Origin of the sequence: Pandoraea sp. CB10b_02 (assembly GCF_002216225.1) — a bacterium.
Classification (GTDB): Bacteria; Pseudomonadota; Gammaproteobacteria; order Burkholderiales; family Burkholderiaceae; genus Pandoraea; species Pandoraea nosoerga.
Map to the genome: position 1 here is coordinate 38246 of NZ_NJGW02000013.1, position 21028 is coordinate 59273.

Below are 21028 nucleotides of genomic sequence, written 5' to 3' on the forward strand. Positions count from 1 at the left end.
AGGCAAACCGGTGCGAGCGGCTCGGCGTCGCGCGTGGCCGGGATCCGTTGAGGACGAGTAGAAGATGGCTATTCCGGGGATCGAATCGGTATTGCAGAAGCTGGGCGGTGTGGCGTCGCAGGCGGCGGGCTCGATCATGGGCACGTCCAGCGCCGGCGCGGCCTCGGCCACCGGCGGCTTTGCCGCGGAACTCGACGCGTCGCTCAGGCGCGTGTCGGCGGCGCAGAATGGCGCTGAGGCGCAGGCCCGGGCGTTCGAAATGGGCGAACCCGGCGTGGCGCTCAACGACGTGATGGTCGACCTCCAAAAGGCCAACATCGGCTTTCAGATGAGCCTGCAAGTGCGCAACAAGCTCGTTTCGGCATACACCACCGTGATGAACATGCAGGTGTGAGGCCAGCGGCGGCGCAATGTCGCCCCATGTTTCGCGCGGTCGGCGCGCCCCGGCCGATTCCATTCATCGGTCCCTCCGCCGATCCCTTCGTCGATCCCTTCGTCGATTCCGCTCGCCGTTCCCTTCCAGACACCTTTCGGCCATTTCCCTCGCCGGCCGCCGTCGTCACGGCGCCTGGACGACGGGCGCGGCTGCCGGCGCTCAGGCGGGGGGGACGTCGGCGCTGCTGGATGGTGCAGCGGGTGCAGCGGCGGCGTCCGGTGCTGGCGTCTGCGCGGTGGGCGCCGCGCCGGGGGGCATTGGCGGCAACGATGGCGTCTTGCCGCCGCGGCTCGCTTCGAGTTTGTAGAGCCACGCCAGCAGTTCGGCCACGGCCTGATACAACTGCGCGGGAATGCGCTGGTCGAGGTCGACCTGCATCAGCAGGCTCACCAGCTCCGGCGATTCGTGAACGTACAGGCCATGCTCGCGCGCCGTGCGCACGATGGTCTCGGCGAGCAGGCCGTAGCCCTTTGCCACGACACGCGGCGCCGTGTCCTTCGCGCCGTAGGCGAGGGCCACCGCGGTGCGGCGCTCCGGCGGCAACGTCATGCGTCACCTCCTGCCGGCGATGTGGCACCCGGCGCTCGCTCGCCGGCGGCTTCGCTGGCCGCACGCGTATTTCCCGCGCCGGCGGCGCCCATGGCGTGCGCGCCGACTTCGGCCGGCGCGTCCGACGCTTCGGCGCCCAGGGCCCCGAACGAAAGCTGGCTCGCGATCAGACCGACCGCGGCCAATCGCTGACGCAGTTCTTCGCCTTCATTCGCGAGCATGTCCGCCGACGCCGCCGAGTCCGCGAGCATTCGCGCTTGCAGTTGTTGGCCCGACAAACCGAGCGTGACGTCGACCGTGCCGAGCGAGGGCAGCGTCAGACGCAGATGCGTGTGCCACGTCGAAGGCGCGGCCGCCTCGCCTGGCGCGGGCTGCCCGGCGCGCTCCTCGACCTGCCACTCCATGGGGGCGCCGGGCCACGCCATGCCGTTCCACTGGAATTGCGGATTGACGAGCATGTCGAGCTGCTGGCGCACCAGCGTCACGCTCTCGGCCGGCGTGTTCGCCACGGCGGCAATGGCGCCGGCCGGTCCATGCGGGGGACGGTCGGCGGCAGCCGACGTGTCCTCGCCGTGCCCCGCAGGCAGGACGCTGCTCGTCGTCTGCGCGACGCTGGCCGCATGCGCGAGTGCCGTCGCGGCATTCGGCAGGTGGGCTCCCGCCGGCAAGCCGCCGTCCGCGGCGGGTTGGCCGGGCGAGCCCGGCGTCGTCGTCGGCTGCCCTGGCAATGTCGACGATGGCGGTGAAGGATTCGCCGCGCCCGGCAAGGCGTCCAGGCGCCCGGGACCTAACGTCGGCCACGCTGTTGCGAGCGTCGCCTCGCCGGCGGCCGGCCCCAGCAGCCGTGTGAGCGGTCCGGGCCCGGGCAGCGTCGCGTCGGCCCCGGCGGCGCGCAGTTGCGCCGCGAGGTTCGCGGACGCGGGCCAGCGCAATTGCGGCTCGGCCTGCAGTTGTTCGAACGAGCGGCTGCCCGACGCCCATTGCGCCAGATGCGATTCGTAAAAGAGGCCGCTCGCGGACAAGGCTTCCCTGAGCGCGGCGGCGACCAGCGGCGCGAGCGCCGGTGCACCGGTGCCGGGCGCGGCCGGCCATACCGGCGCACTCGCCTGAATGGGGCCGGGCGACTCGGGCGCGAGGCGCAAAATCGTGTCGATGGTGCGTGCGGCCGCCGAGAGCGTTGCCTGCTGGATCGGGGTGGGAAGGCGCGCGGCGGTTTGGGCGGGCGTGTCGCCCAGACCGACGGGGGCGCTCGGCGAGCCGCGCGTGGCGAGGTCACCGAGCGCGGCGGTCGCGTCGCCCGCGGGCGGTGTGCCGGCAACGGCGCTGGGTGCGCTCGTCGTGGAGACACCCTGGCCGAGCCCGAGCAACGAATCGAGCCGCCGGGCGAGTGTCGTGGCCAGAACCGAGTCGAGACCGGCCATGCCTTACTCCGAAATGCGGGCGACGAGACGCGCTGCCGGGCGGCGCGCCTCAGGTGCCCAGGTTCAGGCCGTAGACTTCGTGCAGGGCACGTTGACGGCGCGTGCTGTTGATCATGGCGTCGAGATGCGCGAGACGCGGCACCACGAGATCGCGGATGGCCGCGTCGTCGGCCAGAATGCGGCGGATGATGGCATGCTTGCGCGCGCGCTCGTCCTCGCTGAGCGGCAGCGCGGCGTCGAGCTGTTTGATCGCGTCGACCTGCGCGCGGTACTGCGCCTCGAGGTCGATGAGGGCATCCCAATCGCCGTCACGCGCCACACCGAGCATGCGCTCTGTCAGACCGGCAATACTTTCGTAGCAATCGAGCAAGGTCGCGGCATCATTCATAGCGCACTCCGGTGCCCGCCTGGGCGGCGGCGGCACCCGTGCCGGCGGCCGGGGCGATTTCTCGCCAGGCCGATGCAATGGTGTCGAGCAGGGTGTCGACTTCTCTTACCTTGGCCACGTCGTTCTCGAGGTTCGCCTCGAGCAGACGCCGCCCCATGTAGTCGTACAGATCACGCAGATTGCGGGACAGTTCCCCGCCGACTTCCATATTGAGCCCGTCGCGCAGCCCACCGATGATTTCGATGGCCTTCGAGATGGCCTGGCCGCGCTCGGCGATGCGGCCGTCCTCGAAGTGCACGCGCGCGCGGGTGAGCGCGGCCTTGGCGCCGTCGAACAGCATCACGATGAGCTGGTGCGGGCTCGCGGCGATGACGCCCGTCTCGAGACCGACCTTGCGATAAGCGTTGGCGGCATTTTGACCGTACATGTCTTTCTCCGGGGCGCGTGGCCGATTGAGCGTGACGCGCGCTTACTTCGAGGACGACGACGAGGACGACGAGCCGCCCAGCACCTGCTTGAGGTAGTCGCTCGTGTTCTGCAGCTTGGCCATCGTCGCATCCAGCGCCGTGAATTGCGCCAGATAGCGGTTCTGCATTTGCGTCATCTGGTCCTGCCAATCCGATTCCTGCTGCTGGATCTGCTTGATCGTGGTGTTCAGGCTGGTTGTCGCCGTGGAGAGGGCTCCCGACGAACTCAGGAAATCTCCGACCTGATTGTTCAACAGCGAGGCATAGCCTTGCGAGAAGCTGATGGTGCCGCGATTGCCGGTGGTGTTGCCAGTGACCTGAAGTTTCAGGCCCTCGACGGGGGTCCCCGTCGCGCCGGTGAGCGATTGCCCGCTGCCAGTGGCCGCATAACCGCCGATCGTGCCGGCAACGTCGACGCCGGTCGTTGCGCTTGAGGCCGTGCCGAAGAGGTTGGTGTAGCCTGTTCCGCCAGTCACACTGGCGTTCGAAGCCGAGCCATAACGATTCGACGTAATCGTCAGAATGCCGTTGTTTTGCTTAACCGATACGGTAGAGCCGGCAGTGGAAAACTTTGAATTTCCATTGATGGCAGCCTGAATTGCCGTAGCAAGCGAGTCCGGCGTATAGGTGCCGGGAGGAATCGCGATGCTTGCGGAATTTCCGTCAAGCGTGATGGATAGTTGATTGTTCGTGCTGTTTAGCGTGATCGACGAGGGCAACGTCACCGAACCGGTCGTTGCGCCTTGGGTGGCCAGTTGGGTGACGTTGACGTTGTACTGGCCAGCTTGCGTCTTTGACGTGGAGCTTGTGTAGGAGATCAGGCTGTCCGAGGCGATCCCGTTTGTTGCCAGCAACGACGCCAATTGATTGAATCCGTTGGGCGAATTCATGGCTTTGGTGAGCGCCGACTGATCGACGCTCAACGTGCCGTCCTTCTGGAAAGCAACGCCGATCTGCGCGAGCTGCGTCAAGCCCGTCGCCGAAGCGCCCGGCAGCTTGCCGTTCAGGATCGTTTGTATCTGCGTCTGAATCATCTGTACGGTTGAATCGCCGATCAGGGGGCCGGTATTGGCGCCCGTGGGGTCGTACTTGGTCAGCGTGCCGATTGTCGATTGCAGCGTGTTGTAAGCGCTGGCGAAGTTGGTGACGGCGGTGGTGACGGCAGACGAGTTGTTCGAGGTTGTCACTGTGGTCGAGCCGGTCTTGATGAGACTGAAGCTCAGACCTTGCACGGCATCGGTGACGTTATTGGTTGCGCTTTGAACAGCAAGGCCGTTAACAGTGAGCTTCGCGTTCTGGCCCGCGACCGTCTGCGTCAGGTTCTGCGTGCCGGTCGGATCGTAGGCTAGCAAGTTCGTGACGGCGGCGTCGCCACCCGCAGCGACATCGACCTTCATGCTCATCTGCTCGCCCGATGTCTTCGACGTGAGAACCAGGCGATAGGGGGTTCCCGTGCCGTCATTCACGATGGTCGCGTTAACGTTCGCGCCCGATGCGTTGATGGCGTCGCGGATGCCTGTGAGCGAGTTATTGGTGCTGTCGATCGTGATCGTGACCGGCGACTGCGAAGCATTCGGCGTGAACGATGCGCCGCTGTACGTGCCGTTGGTCAGGGTGCCGCCCGAGATCGTGCCGAAGGAGAGCGTGACTTTGGTGGCTGTGCCCGATCCAATGGCGGCCGACTGACTCGTAACGCCGGCCGCCGTCAGGCTTTGGGAGGCGGCTAGCTGCGAGACGTTAAGCGAATACACGCCAGCGGCGGCGGTGCTGCCGGCCGTTGCGCCGAGAATCGTCGAATCGCCGACATTGGCGGACATCTGGAGATATTGCGACGCGCTCGATAGCGAGCTTAACGCCGACCGGAAGGTGCTCAACGCGGACTGGAGTTGACCTAGGGCCGAGACCTTCGTCTGATAGCTGGCTTCCTGGTTCTTCAGCAGCGTGAGCTTGTTGTTGGCCGGCTGCATCAGGCTCGTGACAAGGGCGTTGACGTCCAGCCCCGAACCGATACCGGGGGAGGAAATGCTGCCCGCTGAACTCGAAGTTGCCATTTTTTGCTCTCGCTTCGTTGAACTGGTTTTTACTACCAGACCGTTGTTTGTGTGTCCCGGTCTGTAAAGCGCGCGGCGGCGGCACCGCTATGCAGTGACGCCGCCGGCTTGCCGGCGCACTCGTTCGCGTCGGCCATGCTTGCACTACTCCGGTATTACTGGAGGAGCTTGAGCACTTGCTGCGGCAGCTGGTTAGCTTGCGACAGCATCGAGATACCGGCTTGTTGCAGGATCTGCGAGCGGGTCAGGTTGGCCGTTTCCGCTGCGTAGTCCGTGTCCTGAACGCCCGAGCGTGCCGAGGTCAGGTTCTGCGTCGTAGTCGACAGGCTGCTGATCGTCGATTGGAAGCGGTTTTGAATTGCGCCCAGCGTTGCGTTCAGGCTATCGACTTGCGAGATCGCGGCATCGATTTGGCTGAGCATCGTCGTAGCGCTACCGACGGACTGCACGTTTGCAGTTGTCAGGTTGCCGCCGACGGAGTAGGCGACTGCATCAGTAGTGGCAAAACCCAGGGCCACAAGCTTGCCCGCCGCAGCGGTATCGCCGCCGAGCGTGAAGTCTTGCGACGAAACCAGGTTCAGTTTGCCGTTGGAGTCAACGAACGCATTAACGCCGGAATTCGATGCGCTGATGGCGTTAGCGACATCCGACAACGACGAGAACTTGCCGACGACGTTGGTCGTCTTCCCACCGACGGTGAGGGTAAGGTCACCGGCATTCAGGGTCAGCGTCGAACCAACAATGGCGCCGTTGGTGGACGAAGCGGTGCCACCGCTAATGGCGATCGCGCCTGCCGGGATGCCAAGGGCGGTTGCGCCAGCGCCGGCGATGGTCAAGGTGTTGCCGGGCGTCGTGTCGTTATTGGTGAGCTCCAGTTCGCCACCAACGACAGTTGCCACTTGCGAGGTAGCACCTGCGGCGCTCGCCGCGACGTTGATTGCGCTAGCCAAATCATTGAGGTTGCCGTACGAACCGTTTGCGACGGAGACGCTGGCGCCGCCGCCAATGGCAACCGTGATTGCATTGGTCGCACCGTTGACAACGAACGGGCCGAACGTCGGCAACGCTCCTGCTGCCTTGGTTGCGACGGCACCAATGCTGTCGATCGTCATGCTCTGCGACAGATTGACCGAGATGGTTTGACCGGCGTTCGCACCGACTTGGAAGTTCGCGGTGCCCATCGTGCCGTTAAGAACCGACAGACCGTTGAACTGAGTTTGTTGCGCAGTACGCTGGATTTCGGCCAGACGTTGCTGGACTTCCTGGTCCAGAGCGGCACGGTCCGAATCCGAGTTCGTGGCGTTGGTCGCCTGAACGGCCAGCGTGCGGATGCGCTGCAGGTTGTCCGTGATCGACGACAGGGCGCCGGCAGCGGTCTGCACCAGCGAGATACCGTCGTTGGCGTTGCGCTGTGCCTGGGTCAGACCGTTGACCTGGGCGGTCATGCGGTCGGTAATGGCCAGACCGGCGGCGTCGTCGGCGGCGCTGTTGATGCGCAGGCCCGAGGACAGGCGCGTGATCGAGGTTTGCAGCGCGCCTTGCGACGAGCTCAGGTTACGTTGAGCAACCAGCGAGAAGATATTGGTATTGATGACAGATGCCATTTAGCAACTCCTTTCCCAAATAAATTGGCTCCGGCTTAAGCGCCGTAACTTTGGCTCACGAGCCAATCGCCGAAAGCCGCCGTTGTAGGGGATATCGGACGGCATTTGGGAAAATTTAGGGTGCTTTTGCAAATTGCTTTGCCACCCCCCATCGACCGTGCCCGTCGATGTCGGAAAAACGCTAGTGAGCCAGTCTACGAAATTCCTCCACGATCGATCCGCCAAGGAAAGGGGCAATCTGGCGCCTATTCATATCCTGTAAGGCGCTGAGAGGCGGCAAGCCCTGCGGCGCAGAGGGCGCCCGAGCGCGAAGAGCGCGTGTGCGCGACGAGGCACCGCGGCGACGAAAATTTTTTCGCCGCGCCCGTGAAAAAGACGTCGCGGATACCAGGTCGGACGCCGGAAATGCGCATGGCCCGCGCAGGCGGGCCATGGAGTGAGTACTTATTCACTGCCGGTCCGCCCGTGGGCGGCCGGTCAGGGCTGCGCCGGCGATCAAACGCCAACCGGTCCCATCTCGGCGCTGACCAGACCGTGCTGCATGACGTAATAGGTCAGCTCGGCGTTGTTGTTCAGACGCATCTTCTCGAGCAGGCGCGTGCGGTACACGCTCACCGTCTTGACCGAGAGCGACAGCGCATTGGCAATATCGGTGAGGCGCTTGCCCGAGCCGATCATGCACAGCGTCTGATACTCGCGATCGGACAGGCGCTCGTGCGGCGGCTGGTCGGCATCCGGGCCGAGATAGTCGGCGAGCGTCTCGGCGACCATCGGGCTCACGTACTTGCGGCCGGAGGCGACCTGCCGCACGGCCGAGACCAGTTGCTGCGCGTTCGACCGTTTGCTCAGATAGCCGGCCGCGCCAGCCTTGAGCGCTCGCAGCGCGAACTGGCCTTCGCCGTACATGCTGAAGACCATGACCGGCAGACGGGGGTGCTTGCGTCGCAGGGTCTTGAGAATCTCGAGACCGTTCGTGTCGGGCAACGAAATATCGAGCAGGACGATATCCCATTGCGCCGAGTCGGTCATCTCCAGCGCTTCCGCGCCACAGTCGGCTTCGCCGACGACGGCGATGCTCCCGCTATCGGAGAGCAATTGTCGGACGCCCTGCCGCACGATGGCATGGTCGTCGACGATGAGCACTCTAAGCGTCATGATGCGTATCCGTGAAGAGCGAGCGATTCCGGGGCCTGCAGGGCCTGGATTCCGGCCGGGGCCGGAAGGATCTGGTGCCAGGGAAGGCGGGCGCTCACGAGCGTCCCCGATCCCTCGCCACCGCCAATGCGCAGCGTGCCGCCGAGCGCCGTGCAGCGCTCGCGCATGCCGATCAGGCCGAAATGTCCCTGCTTGCGGCGCGCGCCGCGGGCAAGCCCGCAACCATCGTCGCAAACCGTGAGTTTGAGCGAGCGATGGCTGCCGTCGAGCGCGACGACGACGCGCGACGCGCGGGCGTGACGAGCAACGTTGGTGAGCGCTTCCTGCGCGATGCGATACAGCGCGAGCACCGCCTCGGGCGTGAGCCGTGCCACGCGCTCGCGGGTCACGTCGTCACACCGCCAGATGCAGGTAAGTCCGCTTTGCTCGCCGAAGCCGCGCAGCCACGCGCGCAACGCCGCCACCAGACCCGCGTCGAGCGCGGGAGGGCGATGGCGGCCGACGAGTTCGTGTGCCGCGTCCTGTGCGGCACTTGCCGCATGCTGGATCTGGGCGCAGAGGGATTGCCATTCGGCGGGGTTGGCCGGCGGGCGCATCGTCAGGCGCGCGACCGTCAGTTGCAGTGCCGTGAGATGGGCGCCGAGGCCATCGTGCATTTCCTGCGCAAGGCGCGTGCGCTCGGCCTCGCGTGCGGCGTCGATCTTGCGCGCCACCGACTGCGCGAGCGCACGGGGGACGCCCGCGCGCGAGGCGGGTTCCACCGGCAATGACGCATCGCAGACGGCGGCCTGATCCGATGCCGGCGTCACGGCGCGAGCGTGCACCGCGTCGTCCAGCGACGTGCGGCGTCTCGCAGCCTGTGCGGCAGGATCGACGAGATACGGCATGGAGGCAAATCCCTGAGAGAAAAAGTCCCGTGCCGCAACCCACGCGGCGGGACCGACAACCAATTTAACAAACTTTACATTTCGTCACAATTACACGCGGCGGGCGCCCGCGTGGTTGACAGCGAAGCATAACTAATTGATTTGGATCAATAAGTTTGCGCTTGCTTGAGGAGGATTCTGCGAAGACCCCAAATATATCAGGGTTTGTCCTAGCGTATCCAGTCGAGCGTATGTTTCAAACGACACTTTCGATCTAACCAGTTGTAGTGCCTTGATTTTTATCGGTACTTCATACGGTTGTGAGTTTCTTTCAGACAATCGCCCGGAAGTGCCGCGCGCCTCATCGGTGACGGTACGCCAGGCGCGGGCCCTATAGGGCGTTGTTTTCTGTTTCCGGATCCAGAGGAAGCGTCACGGTCACGACCAGACCCTGTCCGTGCGCGCCCGGGCCCAGCGTGACGGCGCCGTGGCTGGCCGCCACGATTTCTTTCACGATGGCGAGGCCAAGGCCGGTGCCGGGTTGCCCGGGCGGCGCATTGCGATAAAAGCGCTCGAACACGCGCTGGCGCGCTTCGGCCTGAATGCCGGGGCCGTCATCGATCACGCGCAGGCGTGCGGCGCCGCCCTCGCGGTCGATCGCGACAGTCACGCGGCCGCCCTCATGGATATAGCGGATCGCATTGTCGACAAGATTCATGACCATCGCATGAAACAGCTCGCCGTTGCCCGAGACCCAGACATGCGCTTCGGCGGTCTCCAGCCCCAGGTCGATGTCACGCCGCTGCGCGAGGGCGACGAGCTCTTCGAGCACGCCGGCCGCCACGCCCACCAGATCGACGCGCGAGCGCGAGAACGCCGGCGTGTCCGCCGCCTCCGCCTGTGAGAGCAGCAGCAGCTTGTTGGTGAGGTCGGCCAGTCCGCGGCTGCTGGTCTGCATGGCGGCGAGCACGTCGGCCAGCGCGGCGCGGTCGTCCAACTGTGCGGCGAACTGCAACTGGGTGTCGAGCAGCGTGAGCGGCGTGCGCAGCTGATGTGCGGCGTCCGCCACGAAGCGGCGCTGTTGCTGCGCCTGTGCGGACAACCGCTGGATGCACAGGTTGATCGCGTCGACGATGGGGCGCAATTCCGTTTGCAGTTGTCCTGCGCGAATGGGCACCAGCTCCTGCGGGGCGCGGCCGGCCACCTCTTCCTTGAGCCGGATGAGCGGATGCAGCTCCACGGTCAGGCCGATGAGCACGAGTATGGCGGCGAGCGCGGCCATGGCGATCTGGCGATGCAGCGAGGGCTCCCAGAGCTGCGCGAGCATCTCGTCGTGTCCGTGCATGGTCTGCGCGACCACGACGGCGACGCGATAGCGCTGCCCGGAGTCGTACATCGTGCGCACGTAATTCACCACGCGAAGCGGCTCGCCGTTGAAGGTGACGTCCGTGTAGACGGGCGCGGACGCCTGAAACAGCGGCGGATGCGGAAAGTCGGGCGGCCCGGCGAGCAGGCGGCCGTCTTCCGTGATGACCTGATAGAACACCCGGTCGCGCGCCGGCGAGGCGAAGAGCTCGAGCGCCGAAGGCGGCACGCTGGCGCGCAGCGCGCCGTCGACCCACGTGAGCTCGCCGGCGATGACCTGCGCCGACGTGAGCAGCGCACGGTCCTGCACGAGCTCGGCCGTGTCGCGCGCGCTGCGATAGGCGAGCCACGCGCTCGCGCCGATATAGAGCGAGAGCGGCAGCATCAGCCACATCAACAGCCTGACGCGCAGGCTAAGCATCTTTCTCGCGCAGCAGATATCCGAGACCGCGCAGCGTCATGATCGCCGCGCGGCTGGTCTCGAGCTTCTTGCGCAGGCGATGGATGTAGATTTCGATGGCGTCCGCGCTGGGTTCGTCGTCCAGGCCGAACACGCCGTCGACGAGCGCGCTCTTGGCGACGGTCTTGCCCTGCTTGCGCATGAGGATCTCGAGCACGGCGTGCTCGCGCGAGGGCAGCGCAAGCGGTGCGCCGGCGATGGTGAACTGGCGGGTGCCGGTGTGATAGACGAGATCGGCGCACTGCAGCTCGGCGCCCTGTTCGGGGGAGTGCCGCCGGGCCAGCGCCTTGACGCGCGCGATGAGCTCGCGCACTTCGAACGGCTTGACGAGGTAATCGTCCGCCCCCGCGCCAAGGCAGTCGACTTTCTCGTCGACCGAGCCGCTCGCCGTCAGAATGATGACCGGCACGTTGTTGCGCCGCTCGCGCAGGCGCCGCAGCACATGCTTGCCGCCGAGCCTGGGCAGCATCAGATCGAGCAGCACGACGTCGTAGGTTTCCGTTTGCAGCAGGCGATCGGCCGCATCGCCGTCGCGCGCGGCGTCGACGGTGAAGTTGTCGTCGCGCAGCATGCGGGCGAGCCAGTGGGCGAGCGTGTCGTTGTCTTCGATGAGCAGCAGTTTCATGACGGCGAGGGCGTAATGCGCTCGGGAGTGTGCCCGCTGTCCGGACGCTCGCCAACAGCGGGTAAACACCCATGAGTCGCGAACGAAAACCTGCAAGCGGCGAAAGCTTGATGAAAGCTTCGATTTTCTACAATCGCCATCGAGGCAGGGGAATTCGACTCAGTGGACCGCTGCCCCGGCCCCGCGACGCGTCGCGCGAGGCCCGCCGGCGCCGCACACGCGCTCGGCCCCATTATCCCTAAAACGATGGAGACACCACAATGCGAGCAAGCCTTGGCACGCGCCTGCCCAAAGCCTTCGTGAAACCCGCAATCGCCGCCGTGCTCGGCGTGTCGCTGGCGCTGGCCGCCGCACCGGGCTTCGCCGCCGACAGCGGCAAGATCACGATCATGGTCGGCGGCATCACGAAGATGATCTACCTGCCGGCCAAGCTCGCCGAGCAACTCGGTTACTTCAAGGAAGAGGGGCTGAACGTCGAACTGCTCTCGCAGCCAGCCGGCGTCGACGCCGAGAACGAGCTGCTCGCCGGCGCGGTGCAGGCCGTGGTCGGTTTCTACGATCACTCCATCGATCTGCAGAGCAAGGGCAAGGAAGTCCAGGCCATCACGATCTTCGGTCAGGTGCCGGGCGAGGTGGAACTGGTCAACGCCAAGAGCAAGGACACCATCAAGAGCATGGCCGACGTGAAGGGCAAGACCCTCGGCGTGACAGGCCTTGGCTCCTCGACGAACTTCCTCACGCAGTACCTCGCCGCCAAGCATGGCATCACGTCGGCGCAGTACTCGGTGCTGCCGGTCGGCGCGGACAACACGTTCATCGCGGCGATCAAGCAGAACCGCATCGACGCCGGCATGACGACCGAGCCCACCGCCTCGCAGCTGATCAAGACCGGCGACGCCGCCGTGCTCGTGGACATGCGCACGATGGAAGGCACCGTGGCCGCGCTCGGCGGCGCGTATCCGGCATCGAGCCTGTACGTGCAGCGCTCGTGGCTCGACAAGCACAAGCCCGAAGCGGCCAAGCTGGCTCGCGCGTTCGTGAAGACGCTCAAGTACATCAACACCCACTCGGCGACCGAGATCGCCGACAAGATGCCGAAGGACTACTACGGCAAGAATCGGGACCTGTACGTGCAGGCGCTGCAGAACTCGCTGCCGATGTTCTCGCCGGACGGCCGCATGCCCAAGGGCGGTCCCGAGACCGTGCTCAAGGTGCTCGCTGCGTTCAATCCGAACGTGAAGGGCAAGCACATCGACCTGTCGAAGACGTACACCAACGAGTTCGTCGATCAGGTCAAGTGATCGGGCGCTCGCCCGCCCTCGCGTTCTCGCGTTCGCGGCGCGGCCTGCGCACCGCCTGACCCCGTAATACCGGCGCGCGCGCAGTTCGGCGCGCACCCCGAGCCGCCCGCGCCTGACGACCGTCCGGTGTGCGGGCCGGCTCATCCCAACGCAACGGCAAGACCGTTAGCCATTCGACGTACCAGAGGAGCCGGGCATGACCCAGACCACCACCCCCACGGCGCCGGTGCGTGCCGCGAGCACCGTCTCGCGCGACACGCCGGCCATCGAATTCGACAACGTGTCGTGCCGCTTCATTTCGCCCGACGGGCGCGCCACCGTCGCGCTGCGCAATTTCAGCATGTCGGTCGCGCGCGGCGAATTCGTCGCCATCGTCGGGCCGACCGGCTGCGGCAAGTCGACCACGCTGTCGATGATTACCGGCCTGCTGCGTCCCACGACCGGCACCGTCCGCGTGATGGGCCAGACGGTAAATGGCATCGATCCGCGCATCGGCTTCGTCTTCCAGAACGACGCCGTTTTCCCTTGGCGCAGCGTGCGCGAGAACGTGGCCGCCGGACCCCTCTTCCGGGGCCAGTCGAAGGACGCCGCGTATGCGCTGGCCGACGAGTGGATCAAGCGCGTTGGCCTCGACAAGTTCGGCAATCACTACCCGCACCAGCTCTCGGGCGGTATGCGCAAGCGCGTGGCGTTGGCGCAGACGTTCATCAACAACCCCGAAATCCTGTTGATGGACGAGCCGTTCTCGGCGCTCGACATGCAAACGCGCACGCTCATGCAGGACGAGCTGCTGCAACTGTGGTCGTCGACGTCGGGCTCGGTGGTGTTCGTCACGCACGATCTGGAGGAAGCGATTGCACTCGCCGATCGTGTGTTCGTGCTGAGTGCGCGTCCGGCCACGCTCAAGAACGTGTACACGATCGATCTGCCGCGCCCGCGCGTGATGTCCGAGATTCGCTACGAACAGCGTTTCATCGACATCTCGCGCGAGATCTGGGCGGATCTGCGCGAAGAAGTGAAGATCGGTTGAGTCTGTCGGCATTGGCGAGAGCCGGCGACAGTGAATTATCGGGCGGCGCGGCAGGCGCGCACGCCCATGCCGTCAGGAGGAGGGCATGAACATGAGTGAACAGGCCATGCTGGCAGGAATCGGCGACGCCGATCTCGCACGCGAGGAAGCCGCGGCGCAGCGCCGTATCAAACAACGTCGCGCGCTGGTGATTTTTCTGCGCGTGGCCATTCTGGTGGTCGGACTGGGCGGCTGGGAACTCGCCGCGCGCGTCGGCTGGATCGATCCGTTTTTCTTCTCGCAGCCGTCGCTCATCGTGCAGCAGATCTATGACTGGTGCGTGGAAGGCACGTCGCAGGGACCGCTCTGGACGCAGGTGCTCGTCACGCTCGAAGAGACCGTGCTCGGCTTTCTGATCGGGGGCGTGGCCGGCGTGATCTGCGGCATCGTGCTCGGGCGCAACAAGCTGCTTTCGGACGTTTTCAGCCTCTACATCCAGATCGCCAACTCGATTCCGCGCGTGGTGCTCGGCTCGATCTTCGTGATCGCGTTCGGCCTGGGCATGGCGTCGAAGGTTGCGCTCGCCGTGGTGATGGTGTTCTTCGTGGTGTTCGCCAACGCCTTCCAGGGCGTGCGCGAAGCCGACCGCTACATGATCGCCAACGCGCAGATTCTCGGTGCGTCGCGTCGTCAGGTGACGATGTCGGTGGTGATTCCGTCGGCGCTGTCGTGGATTCTCGCCAGCCTGCACGTGAGCTTCGGCTTTGCGCTCGTGGGCGCCGTCGTCGGTGAATTCCTCGGCTCCAAGCAGGGCATTGGCCTGCTGATCTCGACCGCGCAGGGCGCGTTCAACGCGAGCGGCGTGTTCGCCGCGATGATCGTGCTCGCCGCCGTGGCGCTGGGCGCCGACTATCTGCTCACGTCGCTCGAGAAGCGCCTGCTCAAGTGGCGTCCGGCCGCGTTCAGCAACGAGTGATGGCCGGCCGAGGCGAGTCCGTCGCATGAAAAAACGGCGCCCCCCGCAGGGGCAGCGCCGTTTTCCCGTTGGCGTTGTTGGTTGGCCGTTCGTTTGTCGTTCGTTGGCCGTTCGATGGGCGCCGCCGCGCAGGGCGACGCCCGCCCGGTCAGATATTGAGCTTCGTGACCTTCGTGCCTTCGACGTTCAGGTTGGCCATCAGGCCGGCGTTGGTCATGACGATGACCTCTACCGGCGAGGTGGCCGTATTCAGGTCGACCGCGCCGTTGGCCCCGACCTTGACGAGCGCGACGGAGGCGTCCGCGCCAGCCGTCCAGCCGTCGGTGCGCTGGAATTTGTCGAGCGCGTCCTGCGTCATGAACAGGAAGATGACCGCCTTGGACTGCGCGCCGATTTGCAGGCCGAACGACGCCGTCACGGTGTTGTAGTAACCCTTGGTCGCGCCGCCGACGCGCAGCGCGCCTTCGCCATACTCGCCGCCCACGACGAAGCCGGCCTGCAGCACCGACGGGAACACGAGCACGCCGCGTGCGCGGTTTACCAGTTCGCGCGAGCCCTTCACGGAGGCATACATTTTCTCGAGCGCGCCGTTGACGGCCGCATCGATTTCGCGGCGCTTGTTCGCGTTCGTGCCGGCGGCCTTGTCGCTCCGATCGGCCTGCGAAGGCGTCGTGGTGGTGCAGCCTGCCAGAGCGAAGGCGGCAGCCGCCATGGCCACGGAAGTTTTCATCAGGAATTCGCGTTTCTGCATTTTCTCCCTCCGGAAAGCGTATGCCGCTTGCAACGTGTGGCGGCGGTGGATGCGGATAAAACGTCAGGCCGACGCAACACCCCGGCGGGGCGAGACGCTTCGGCATTGAAGCGGCGATGAGGACGATGATTCGGCGTCCGATGGACAGCGCATTCGCGACGTTGCAGTACGCGCCGGCATGACAACGATTATGCGGTGTCTGCGTGTATTGTCAAGAAACCGGCGCCACAAGTTCCGCTAACTCGCTTGCATCTTCCGCTAATTTGTAGGCGCATGCCTACGTGCACTTGCGCATGTATTCTTCCTTGAGCGCCTTGCGCGGGTTTGTGCGCGTAGGAATGTCGATACGATTGCCGTTGGGCGCGACGACCGGCCGGTCGCGCGTGTAGACCGGCTTGTCGGGGGTGTTGGCGATTTTGTCGGCGAGGGCGCGGCATTCGTCTCGCAGGGACGGTGACCCGGCCCCCGATGCGGCGGCTTGCGCCGCCGCCTGGTCGCGCGCGGCCTGCGAGCATTGCTCCGGGGGAAGGGCGCGTCCGACGCTATCGAAGCACACCGGCGTTTGCGCGTGTGCCAGCGCGCCGCTGCCGAGAAGGGCCAGGGCCAGCGTTACGCGCATCAGGCGATCGAGCCGTGGGCGCTTCCCGCACGCGGCGGCATCGCGGGCGGCGCGTGTGCGCAACGAGCCGACTGGCGTGGCGGGCGGATGGGATGGCGCGGACATCGGGAACATCGGGAACATCGGGCAGAGCGGGGCGGTGCGGCGTGGCATCGTCGATCTCCTCAATGGGCACCCGCCGTGGCGCGGGTGCGCCTATTCTGGCACTGCACCTGCCGGATTGTCGATAGCGGCGACGCCATGTCGCGCCGGGTGCCCGGTCGGGCGATCGGTGCGCAACTCCAGCCGGTAGCCCACGCCATAGATCGAGCGCACGATTTCCTCGTCGGGACGGATGGCCTGCAGCTTGCGGCGCAGATTCTTGATGTGGCTGTCGACGGTACGGTCGGCCACCACGCGGTGGTCGTCGTACATGCGATCGAGCAGATGCGCGCGCGGGAACGTCTTGTCGGGATGACTGGCGAGCGTGGCCAGCAGGCGCAGCTCCACCGGCGTGAGGGGCAGCTCGTGGCCGTCGAGGCGCGCGTGATGACGCACCGGATCGATCACGAGCGCAGGCGTTTGCGGCGCGGCGACGGGAGCCCCCGCCGTGGCGCCGTTGCCGCGAACGCGTCGCAGGATGGCCTTCACGCGCGCCACCACCTCGCGCGGACTGAAGGGCTTGCAGATGTAGTCGTCGGCGCCCAGCTCCAGACCGAGCAGACGATCCGTTTCCGCGGCGCGGGCGGTGAGCATCACGATGGGGACTTCGGAGATTTCACGCACGGCGCGGCACACTTCCAGCCCGTCCATGCCGGGGAGCATCAGGTCGAGCAGCACGAGACGCGGCTCGGTCGCGCGCACGGCCGGCAGCACGTCGCGGCCGTCGGCGACGATGCGGCACGGCATGCCGGCCGCGCGCAGATATTCGGCGAGCAATGCGGCCAGTTTCGGCTCGTCTTCGACAATCAGGATCGGGGCGGTGTCGGCAAAGGTCATCGCGTCGGACGGGGAGCGGAGGGGGATTCGGTCTGCAAGGCGGGATGCACGGATGACGGGCTCAGCAGAGGGCCCCCGGCGCGTGGGCGCCGAAGGCGGCGGCGCCCGCGCAATGCGCCGGGCTGTGGCGTGGCGCGGCTGCGTCGCCGGTGGCGCAGCCCGGGTACGGCAGCGTGATGGCGAGCGCGAGGCCGCCCAGCGGCGAATGCCGCGCCACGATCTGGCCGCCGTGTGCTTCCACGATGTGCTTGCACAGCGCGAGGCCAAGGCCGGCGCCGCCGCTGCGCCGGCTGCGCGACGCCTCCACGCGGAAGAGCCGCTCGAACAGGCGCGGCAGGGCGTGGTCGGGCACGCCGGGCGCCGAGTCCTCGATCTCGAGACGCAAGTGTTTGTCGGTGGATGACAGATACACCCGCACGGCGCCGCCTGCGTCGGTGTAGCGCAGCGAATTCTCGAACAGGTTGCCGAGCAGTTGCGTGAGACGGTGCAGGTCGCCCTCGATGACGAGCGTGTCGTTCGGCAGGTGCACGTTGAGCGCAATGCCCTTGGCCTCGAACCAGTCGCCGAAGGCGGTGACGGCCGTCGCGACCCGCTCGGTCATGTCCACGGGCGCGAACTGATAGGTCAGCGCGCCGATGTCCGAGAGCGAGAGTTCGTAGAGATCGTCGATCAGTTTGGAGAGCAGCGAAATCTCGACGCGCAGCGAGGCGAGTGCGTCTTGTGTCAGCGGGCGCACGCCGTCCTCCATCGCCTCGATCTCGCCGCGCATGACCGAGAGCGGTGTGCGCAGCTCGTGCGAGATGTCGGCCAGCAGGTCGCGGCGCAGCCGGTCGTTGTGAGAGAGCGTGTCGGCCAGCCGGTTGAGATCGGCGGCCAGGCGGGCGAGTTCGTCGGCGCCGGCGGTGGGCGCGCGTGCGCTGTAGTCGCCCATCGCCATGCGGTGCGTGGCCTCGAGCAGCGGGGTGACCGGCACGAGCAGTCGCTGGGCGAGGCGCAGCGCGACGGCCCCGAGCGCGGCCATGCCAAGCAACGCCAGGTACACCAGATTGTCACCCCGCAGCCAGCTCTGGCCGCCGGCGGCCGCGCGCACGACGAGCGCCGTAGCCATCATGGTGATCAGGCCCGTGGCGAAGATTGCGAGGAAGAGCTTGCGGGTGATGCCGGAGTTCATGCGCTTGCGTGAAAAGAAGTAGCCCGAGGAAGTGATCCGAGGAATGAGCGCGCAATGCCGTGTAATGGCCGCGCAATGCCGCGTAATGCCGCGCAATGCCGTGTAATGACCGCGGACCGGCGAGCGGCGAGGCGAGCGCTGTGCGTCTGGCGCGCCATTCTCTCAGCTTCGGCGCGGCGCGCGCCGTGCCTCCACAAATTTTCCTCGATTTGTCCGCAGTCGCTGCACGCGCGCTTTTTACCATGCCTTACCAGGCTGGCCGCCATGCCGTCATGCCGCTTGGCCGGCTGCTTCAACCGTTCACATCTTTCGAAGGGAACCGGACCCGGTCCGGAACCGGCGCGGGGGCGCCTCATCATGTCGAAGCTATCGATGCTCAAGCGCGACAAGTCGCGCGGTCTGGTCCGCACGCTTGCGCAGCTCGCGGGGGCGGGCGCCATGCTCGGCGCCTGCTCTACGCCGGCGCCCATGCCCACGCCCATGAGCGTGATGCCCATGCCGCGCGTGGCCAACGTGCAGACGGCCGGTTCCATCTACCAACCGACCACGGCGACGAACTGGTTCGAGACGCCGGTGGCGCATCGCGTGGGCGATCTGCTGACGATCGCCGTATCGGAAACTTCGTCGGGCAGCAACAAATCGCAGAGCGACGTGTCGCGCAATGCCAGCGTAACGGCCAAGAGCGCGAAGGCCGACGGCGCCGATTCGGTGCTCGAGCGCTGGTTCAACATCGGCCAGTCCGCGAGCAGTTTCAAGGGCAACGGAAATTCGGCCTCGAGCACGGCGCTTACCGGCACGATCACGGTGGCGATCGTCGAGGTGCTGCCGAACGGCGCCTACGTCGTGGGAGGCGAAAAGCAGGTGATGCAGGGGCACAACATGGAGACGTTCCGCTTCACCGGCGTGGTGAACAAGTTCGACATCTCGCCGGGCAATGTGGTGGCGTCGAACAAGGTCGGGCAGGCGAAGGTGGCGCGCGTGGAGGACGGGCAGATTGCCGACGGCAGCAGCGTCGGCTGGCTGCAGCGCGTCGTGCTCGGCGTGTCGCCGTTCTGACGATGCGCCTCGCGATGGTGCTGGCGCTCGCGGCGGCGGCGAGCGCGACGCTGGGCGGGTGCCTCTTCGCGACGCCGGTGCCGGTCGTGGCGGCGCAGGTGGCGGCCACGGTGGTCACCACGGGCGCGGCGCTCTCGGACCAGTTGCCGCCGGTGCAGCCACCGTCGGAGCCGGCCGCGCCGGAGCTGCTGTCGCACAATATGTGCATCGAACTGGCGCCGGACGGCATCTCCGACTTGCTGCCCGCCATCCAGGGGCGGCTGCGGGCTTACGGCATCGTGAGCACGATCTACAGTCCGGGCACGTGGCCGGCGGGCTGCATCGTGCTGAACTACCAGGTGCGGCGTGCATGGCGCAATTCGCTATGGGGCACGGCGCCGACCGAATACCTGGCCTACGCGACGCTCACGCTCAGCCGCGACGGCGCGATCATCAACACGGTGTATTTCGACGGGCGCTCGTCCACGATCGAATCATGGTCGGCGTCGAACTCGCGCATGGCGCAACTGGTGGACCGGCTGGTGGTGTTCTGAGGTCCGGAACGGCGATCGCTGCGCGATGCCTTCTCACCACGACGGACGAAGGGTGTTCGCGTGCCGGCAATACGCTCGGCCGAATCGGGTCGGCTCGAAGTGCTTGCCGACCCGGTGTATCAGTTCGCGAGCCAGCGATGCGGTTCGATAACCGCCTCGGAGGGTTGCTCGGAACGCTTTTCGGCGATGCGCTGGAGCGCGGCCATCATGGCATGTGCGGGCATGTACGGGCATGTGCGCAAAGGGGCGAGCACGGTCTGCTCCTGTCGACGTTCTATGGCCCGCAGGGCTTCCGGTACGGTGGACGCACTGCTTAACTGCGGGTCGGGTACTCGCCGACGTAGCGCCGGCTCAGCCATTTGCGGATTCGACCGCGCTGCACGGGCTTTGCCGCCATGCGGCGGCTCGCCTCGAGCGCGCTGGCGACAGACGGTCCGCCGAAGAACCGCGTCGTGTCCGGCGGCACGTAGTCCGGATACAGGAACCAGTTGGCGCGCAGGACCATGATCACGCCTGCACTTCGGTGCTGCGAATGAGGTCGTCGACCCAAGACCGTCCGAATGCCTCGCCGGCACGGCGCGCCTCACCGATCGAGTCGAAGGGCGAGCCGTCGAGGCGAAACAGTTTCGGTGCCAACGAGGATGCCGGGTCGTTCTCGGAAGTAGGGGAAATCCTTACGGAGACGCCGAACGTCCGATCATGCCTGCGCTCGATGGACCCTGCGTCCTGCTCACGGAATACGCAGGTTTCCAGGCGAAAACCTCGGTAAAACGGATTGATGTAAGCCATGTTTTCCTCCAGCGGCGAGTGGCGCAACATCACCGCGCGGGGGCGAGGTGATGTACAGGAAAGGCGACGGGGGGCGGTTACGCGGGCTTGATGTTGGAGGCCTGCATGCCTTTCGGCCCGCGGGCGACATCAAAGGAGACTCGCTGGTTTTCCTGGAGGGTACGAAATTCGGTGCGCCCTTGGGGCTGAATTTCCGAAAAGTGAGCGAACAGATCTTCGCTGCCGTCGTCCGGCTTGATGAAGCCGAAGCCCTTGCTGTCGTTGAACCACTTAACAATTCCGGTGCTCATGCGAACTCCTGGTTTTCCCGGTGTGCTGCCATCGCGAAATGCGTGACTGGACACCAGTGGCGGACAAACAAGAATTCAGAGATCGGAAGTGTCTCGCAAAGATCGTGAAGATCGACGCTGGTCGATGAAAGTCAGACTTGATGTTCGATGTGTCACTTATACGCGGGT

23 protein-coding genes and 1 pseudogene are annotated in these 21028 nt (G+C 65.9%); 6 read left to right on the forward strand and 18 right to left on the reverse strand.

Annotated features, from left to right (window positions below; genetic code table 11):
* The first annotated feature begins 64 nt into the window (after positions 1–64).
* Complete coding sequence (fliE, locus tag CDN36_RS14830) at positions 65–394, forward strand: flagellar hook-basal body complex protein FliE (RefSeq protein ID WP_150557360.1); 330 nt, start codon at positions 65–67, stop codon at positions 392–394.
* A gap of 294 nt (positions 395–688) precedes the next feature.
* Here fliE and CDN36_RS14835 read toward each other — a convergent pair.
* The 10 genes and pseudogenes from CDN36_RS14835 to CDN36_RS14880 form a co-directional block, all read right to left on the reverse strand.
* A pseudogene (locus tag CDN36_RS14835) lies at positions 689–985 on the reverse strand (EscU/YscU/HrcU family type III secretion system export apparatus switch protein); the annotation flags it as partial.
* The gene (gene fliK / locus CDN36_RS14840; RefSeq protein ID WP_287497114.1) at positions 982–2406 is read right to left on the reverse strand and encodes a flagellar hook-length control protein FliK; all 1425 of its coding nucleotides are present in this window, start codon (positions 2404–2406) and stop codon (positions 982–984) included. The gene fliK and the pseudogene CDN36_RS14835, both read right to left, overlap by 4 nt.
* Positions 2407–2455: 49 nt before the next feature.
* On the reverse strand, positions 2456–2794 hold the full coding sequence (locus CDN36_RS14845) for a flagellar protein FliT (protein WP_150557363.1): 339 nt from the start codon (positions 2792–2794) through the stop codon (positions 2456–2458).
* Positions 2787–3221, reverse strand: a complete 435-nt coding sequence (gene fliS / locus CDN36_RS14850) for a flagellar export chaperone FliS (protein WP_150557364.1) — start codon at positions 3219–3221, stop codon at positions 2787–2789. Before fliS ends, CDN36_RS14845 begins: the two co-directional genes overlap by 8 nt.
* Before the next feature lie 42 nt (positions 3222–3263).
* Complete coding sequence (gene fliD / locus CDN36_RS14855) at positions 3264–5312, reverse strand: flagellar filament capping protein FliD (RefSeq protein WP_287497115.1); 2049 nt, start codon at positions 5310–5312, stop codon at positions 3264–3266.
* Between the two features lie 155 nt (positions 5313–5467).
* Positions 5468–6916 (reverse strand): flagellin N-terminal helical domain-containing protein, encoded by a 1449-nt coding sequence (locus CDN36_RS14860; protein WP_287497116.1) that lies wholly within the window; start codon positions 6914–6916, stop codon positions 5468–5470.
* Between the two features lie 495 nt (positions 6917–7411).
* Entirely contained in the window at positions 7412–8071 is a 660-nt protein-coding gene (locus CDN36_RS14865) for a response regulator (protein WP_150557367.1), read from the reverse strand.
* Positions 8068–8958: a sensor histidine kinase gene (locus CDN36_RS14870; RefSeq protein ID WP_150557368.1), complete on the reverse strand. Its 891-nt coding sequence runs from the start codon at positions 8956–8958 to the stop codon at positions 8068–8070. The genes CDN36_RS14865 and CDN36_RS14870 overlap by 4 nt, the downstream gene beginning before the upstream one ends.
* Before the next feature lie 370 nt (positions 8959–9328).
* Positions 9329–10723, reverse strand: coding sequence for a sensor histidine kinase (locus tag CDN36_RS14875; protein WP_287497117.1), 1395 nt, complete (start codon positions 10721–10723; stop codon positions 9329–9331).
* Positions 10716–11387, reverse strand: a complete 672-nt coding sequence (locus CDN36_RS14880; RefSeq protein WP_150557369.1) for a response regulator — start codon at positions 11385–11387, stop codon at positions 10716–10718. The genes CDN36_RS14875 and CDN36_RS14880 overlap by 8 nt, the downstream gene beginning before the upstream one ends.
* 260 nt (positions 11388–11647) lie before the next feature.
* Here CDN36_RS14880 and CDN36_RS14885 point away from each other — a divergent pair, with 260 nt between their 5' ends.
* From CDN36_RS14885 to CDN36_RS14895, 3 genes are all read left to right on the forward strand, one after another.
* Positions 11648–12688 (forward strand): ABC transporter substrate-binding protein, encoded by a 1041-nt coding sequence (locus CDN36_RS14885; protein WP_150557370.1) that lies wholly within the window; start codon positions 11648–11650, stop codon positions 12686–12688.
* A 196-nt stretch (positions 12689–12884) separates the two neighbouring features.
* Positions 12885–13718 carry an ABC transporter ATP-binding protein gene (locus CDN36_RS14890; protein WP_150557371.1) on the forward strand — a complete coding sequence of 278 codons (834 nt, stop codon included), beginning with the start codon at positions 12885–12887 and terminating at the stop codon, positions 13716–13718.
* 85 nt (positions 13719–13803) lie between these two features.
* On the forward strand, positions 13804–14673 hold the full coding sequence (locus CDN36_RS14895) for an ABC transporter permease (protein ID WP_287497118.1): 870 nt from the start codon (positions 13804–13806) through the stop codon (positions 14671–14673).
* Between the two features lie 148 nt (positions 14674–14821).
* Here the strand turns inward: CDN36_RS14895 and CDN36_RS14900 are convergent, their stop codons facing one another.
* The 4 genes from CDN36_RS14900 to CDN36_RS14915 all read right to left on the reverse strand — a co-directional run bounded on the left by CDN36_RS14900 (position 14822) and on the right by CDN36_RS14915 (position 18192).
* Positions 14822–15424, reverse strand: coding sequence for a BPSL1445 family SYLF domain-containing lipoprotein (locus CDN36_RS14900; protein ID WP_150557372.1), 603 nt, complete (start codon positions 15422–15424; stop codon positions 14822–14824).
* A gap of 277 nt (positions 15425–15701) precedes the next feature.
* Positions 15702–16196, reverse strand: coding sequence for a hypothetical protein (locus CDN36_RS14905; RefSeq protein WP_287497119.1), 495 nt, complete (start codon positions 16194–16196; stop codon positions 15702–15704).
* A gap of 42 nt (positions 16197–16238) precedes the next feature.
* Positions 16239–17021, reverse strand: a complete 783-nt coding sequence (locus tag CDN36_RS14910) for a response regulator (protein ID WP_287497120.1) — start codon at positions 17019–17021, stop codon at positions 16239–16241.
* A gap of 61 nt (positions 17022–17082) precedes the next feature.
* Entirely contained in the window at positions 17083–18192 is a 1110-nt protein-coding gene (locus CDN36_RS14915; protein ID WP_287497121.1) for an ATP-binding protein, read from the reverse strand.
* Between the two features lie 357 nt (positions 18193–18549).
* Between CDN36_RS14915 and CDN36_RS14920 the strand changes: the two genes are divergently transcribed.
* Positions 18550–19248 (forward strand): flagellar basal body L-ring protein FlgH, encoded by a 699-nt coding sequence (locus CDN36_RS14920; protein WP_287497122.1) that lies wholly within the window; start codon positions 18550–18552, stop codon positions 19246–19248.
* Positions 19249–19250: 2 nt separating this feature from the next.
* The gene (locus CDN36_RS14925) at positions 19251–19781 is read left to right on the forward strand and encodes a hypothetical protein (RefSeq protein WP_287497123.1); all 531 of its coding nucleotides are present in this window, start codon (positions 19251–19253) and stop codon (positions 19779–19781) included.
* Positions 19782–19900: 119 nt separating this feature from the next.
* On the opposite strand, the gene CDN36_RS14930 is transcribed toward CDN36_RS14925, so the two are convergent.
* The 4 genes from CDN36_RS14930 to CDN36_RS14945 all read right to left on the reverse strand — a co-directional run bounded on the left by CDN36_RS14930 (position 19901) and on the right by CDN36_RS14945 (position 20860).
* Positions 19901–20035: a hypothetical protein gene (locus tag CDN36_RS14930; protein ID WP_287497124.1), complete on the reverse strand. Its 135-nt coding sequence runs from the start codon at positions 20033–20035 to the stop codon at positions 19901–19903.
* Between the two features lie 59 nt (positions 20036–20094).
* Positions 20095–20292 carry a hypothetical protein gene (locus CDN36_RS14935; RefSeq protein WP_287497125.1) on the reverse strand — a complete coding sequence of 66 codons (198 nt, stop codon included), beginning with the start codon at positions 20290–20292 and terminating at the stop codon, positions 20095–20097.
* Positions 20289–20570: a hypothetical protein gene (locus tag CDN36_RS14940; RefSeq protein ID WP_287497126.1), complete on the reverse strand. Its 282-nt coding sequence runs from the start codon at positions 20568–20570 to the stop codon at positions 20289–20291. Before CDN36_RS14940 ends, CDN36_RS14935 begins: the two co-directional genes overlap by 4 nt.
* A gap of 77 nt (positions 20571–20647) precedes the next feature.
* Positions 20648–20860, reverse strand: coding sequence for a cold-shock protein (locus tag CDN36_RS14945; RefSeq protein ID WP_150557380.1), 213 nt, complete (start codon positions 20858–20860; stop codon positions 20648–20650).
* Positions 20861–21028 lie beyond the last annotated feature (168 nt).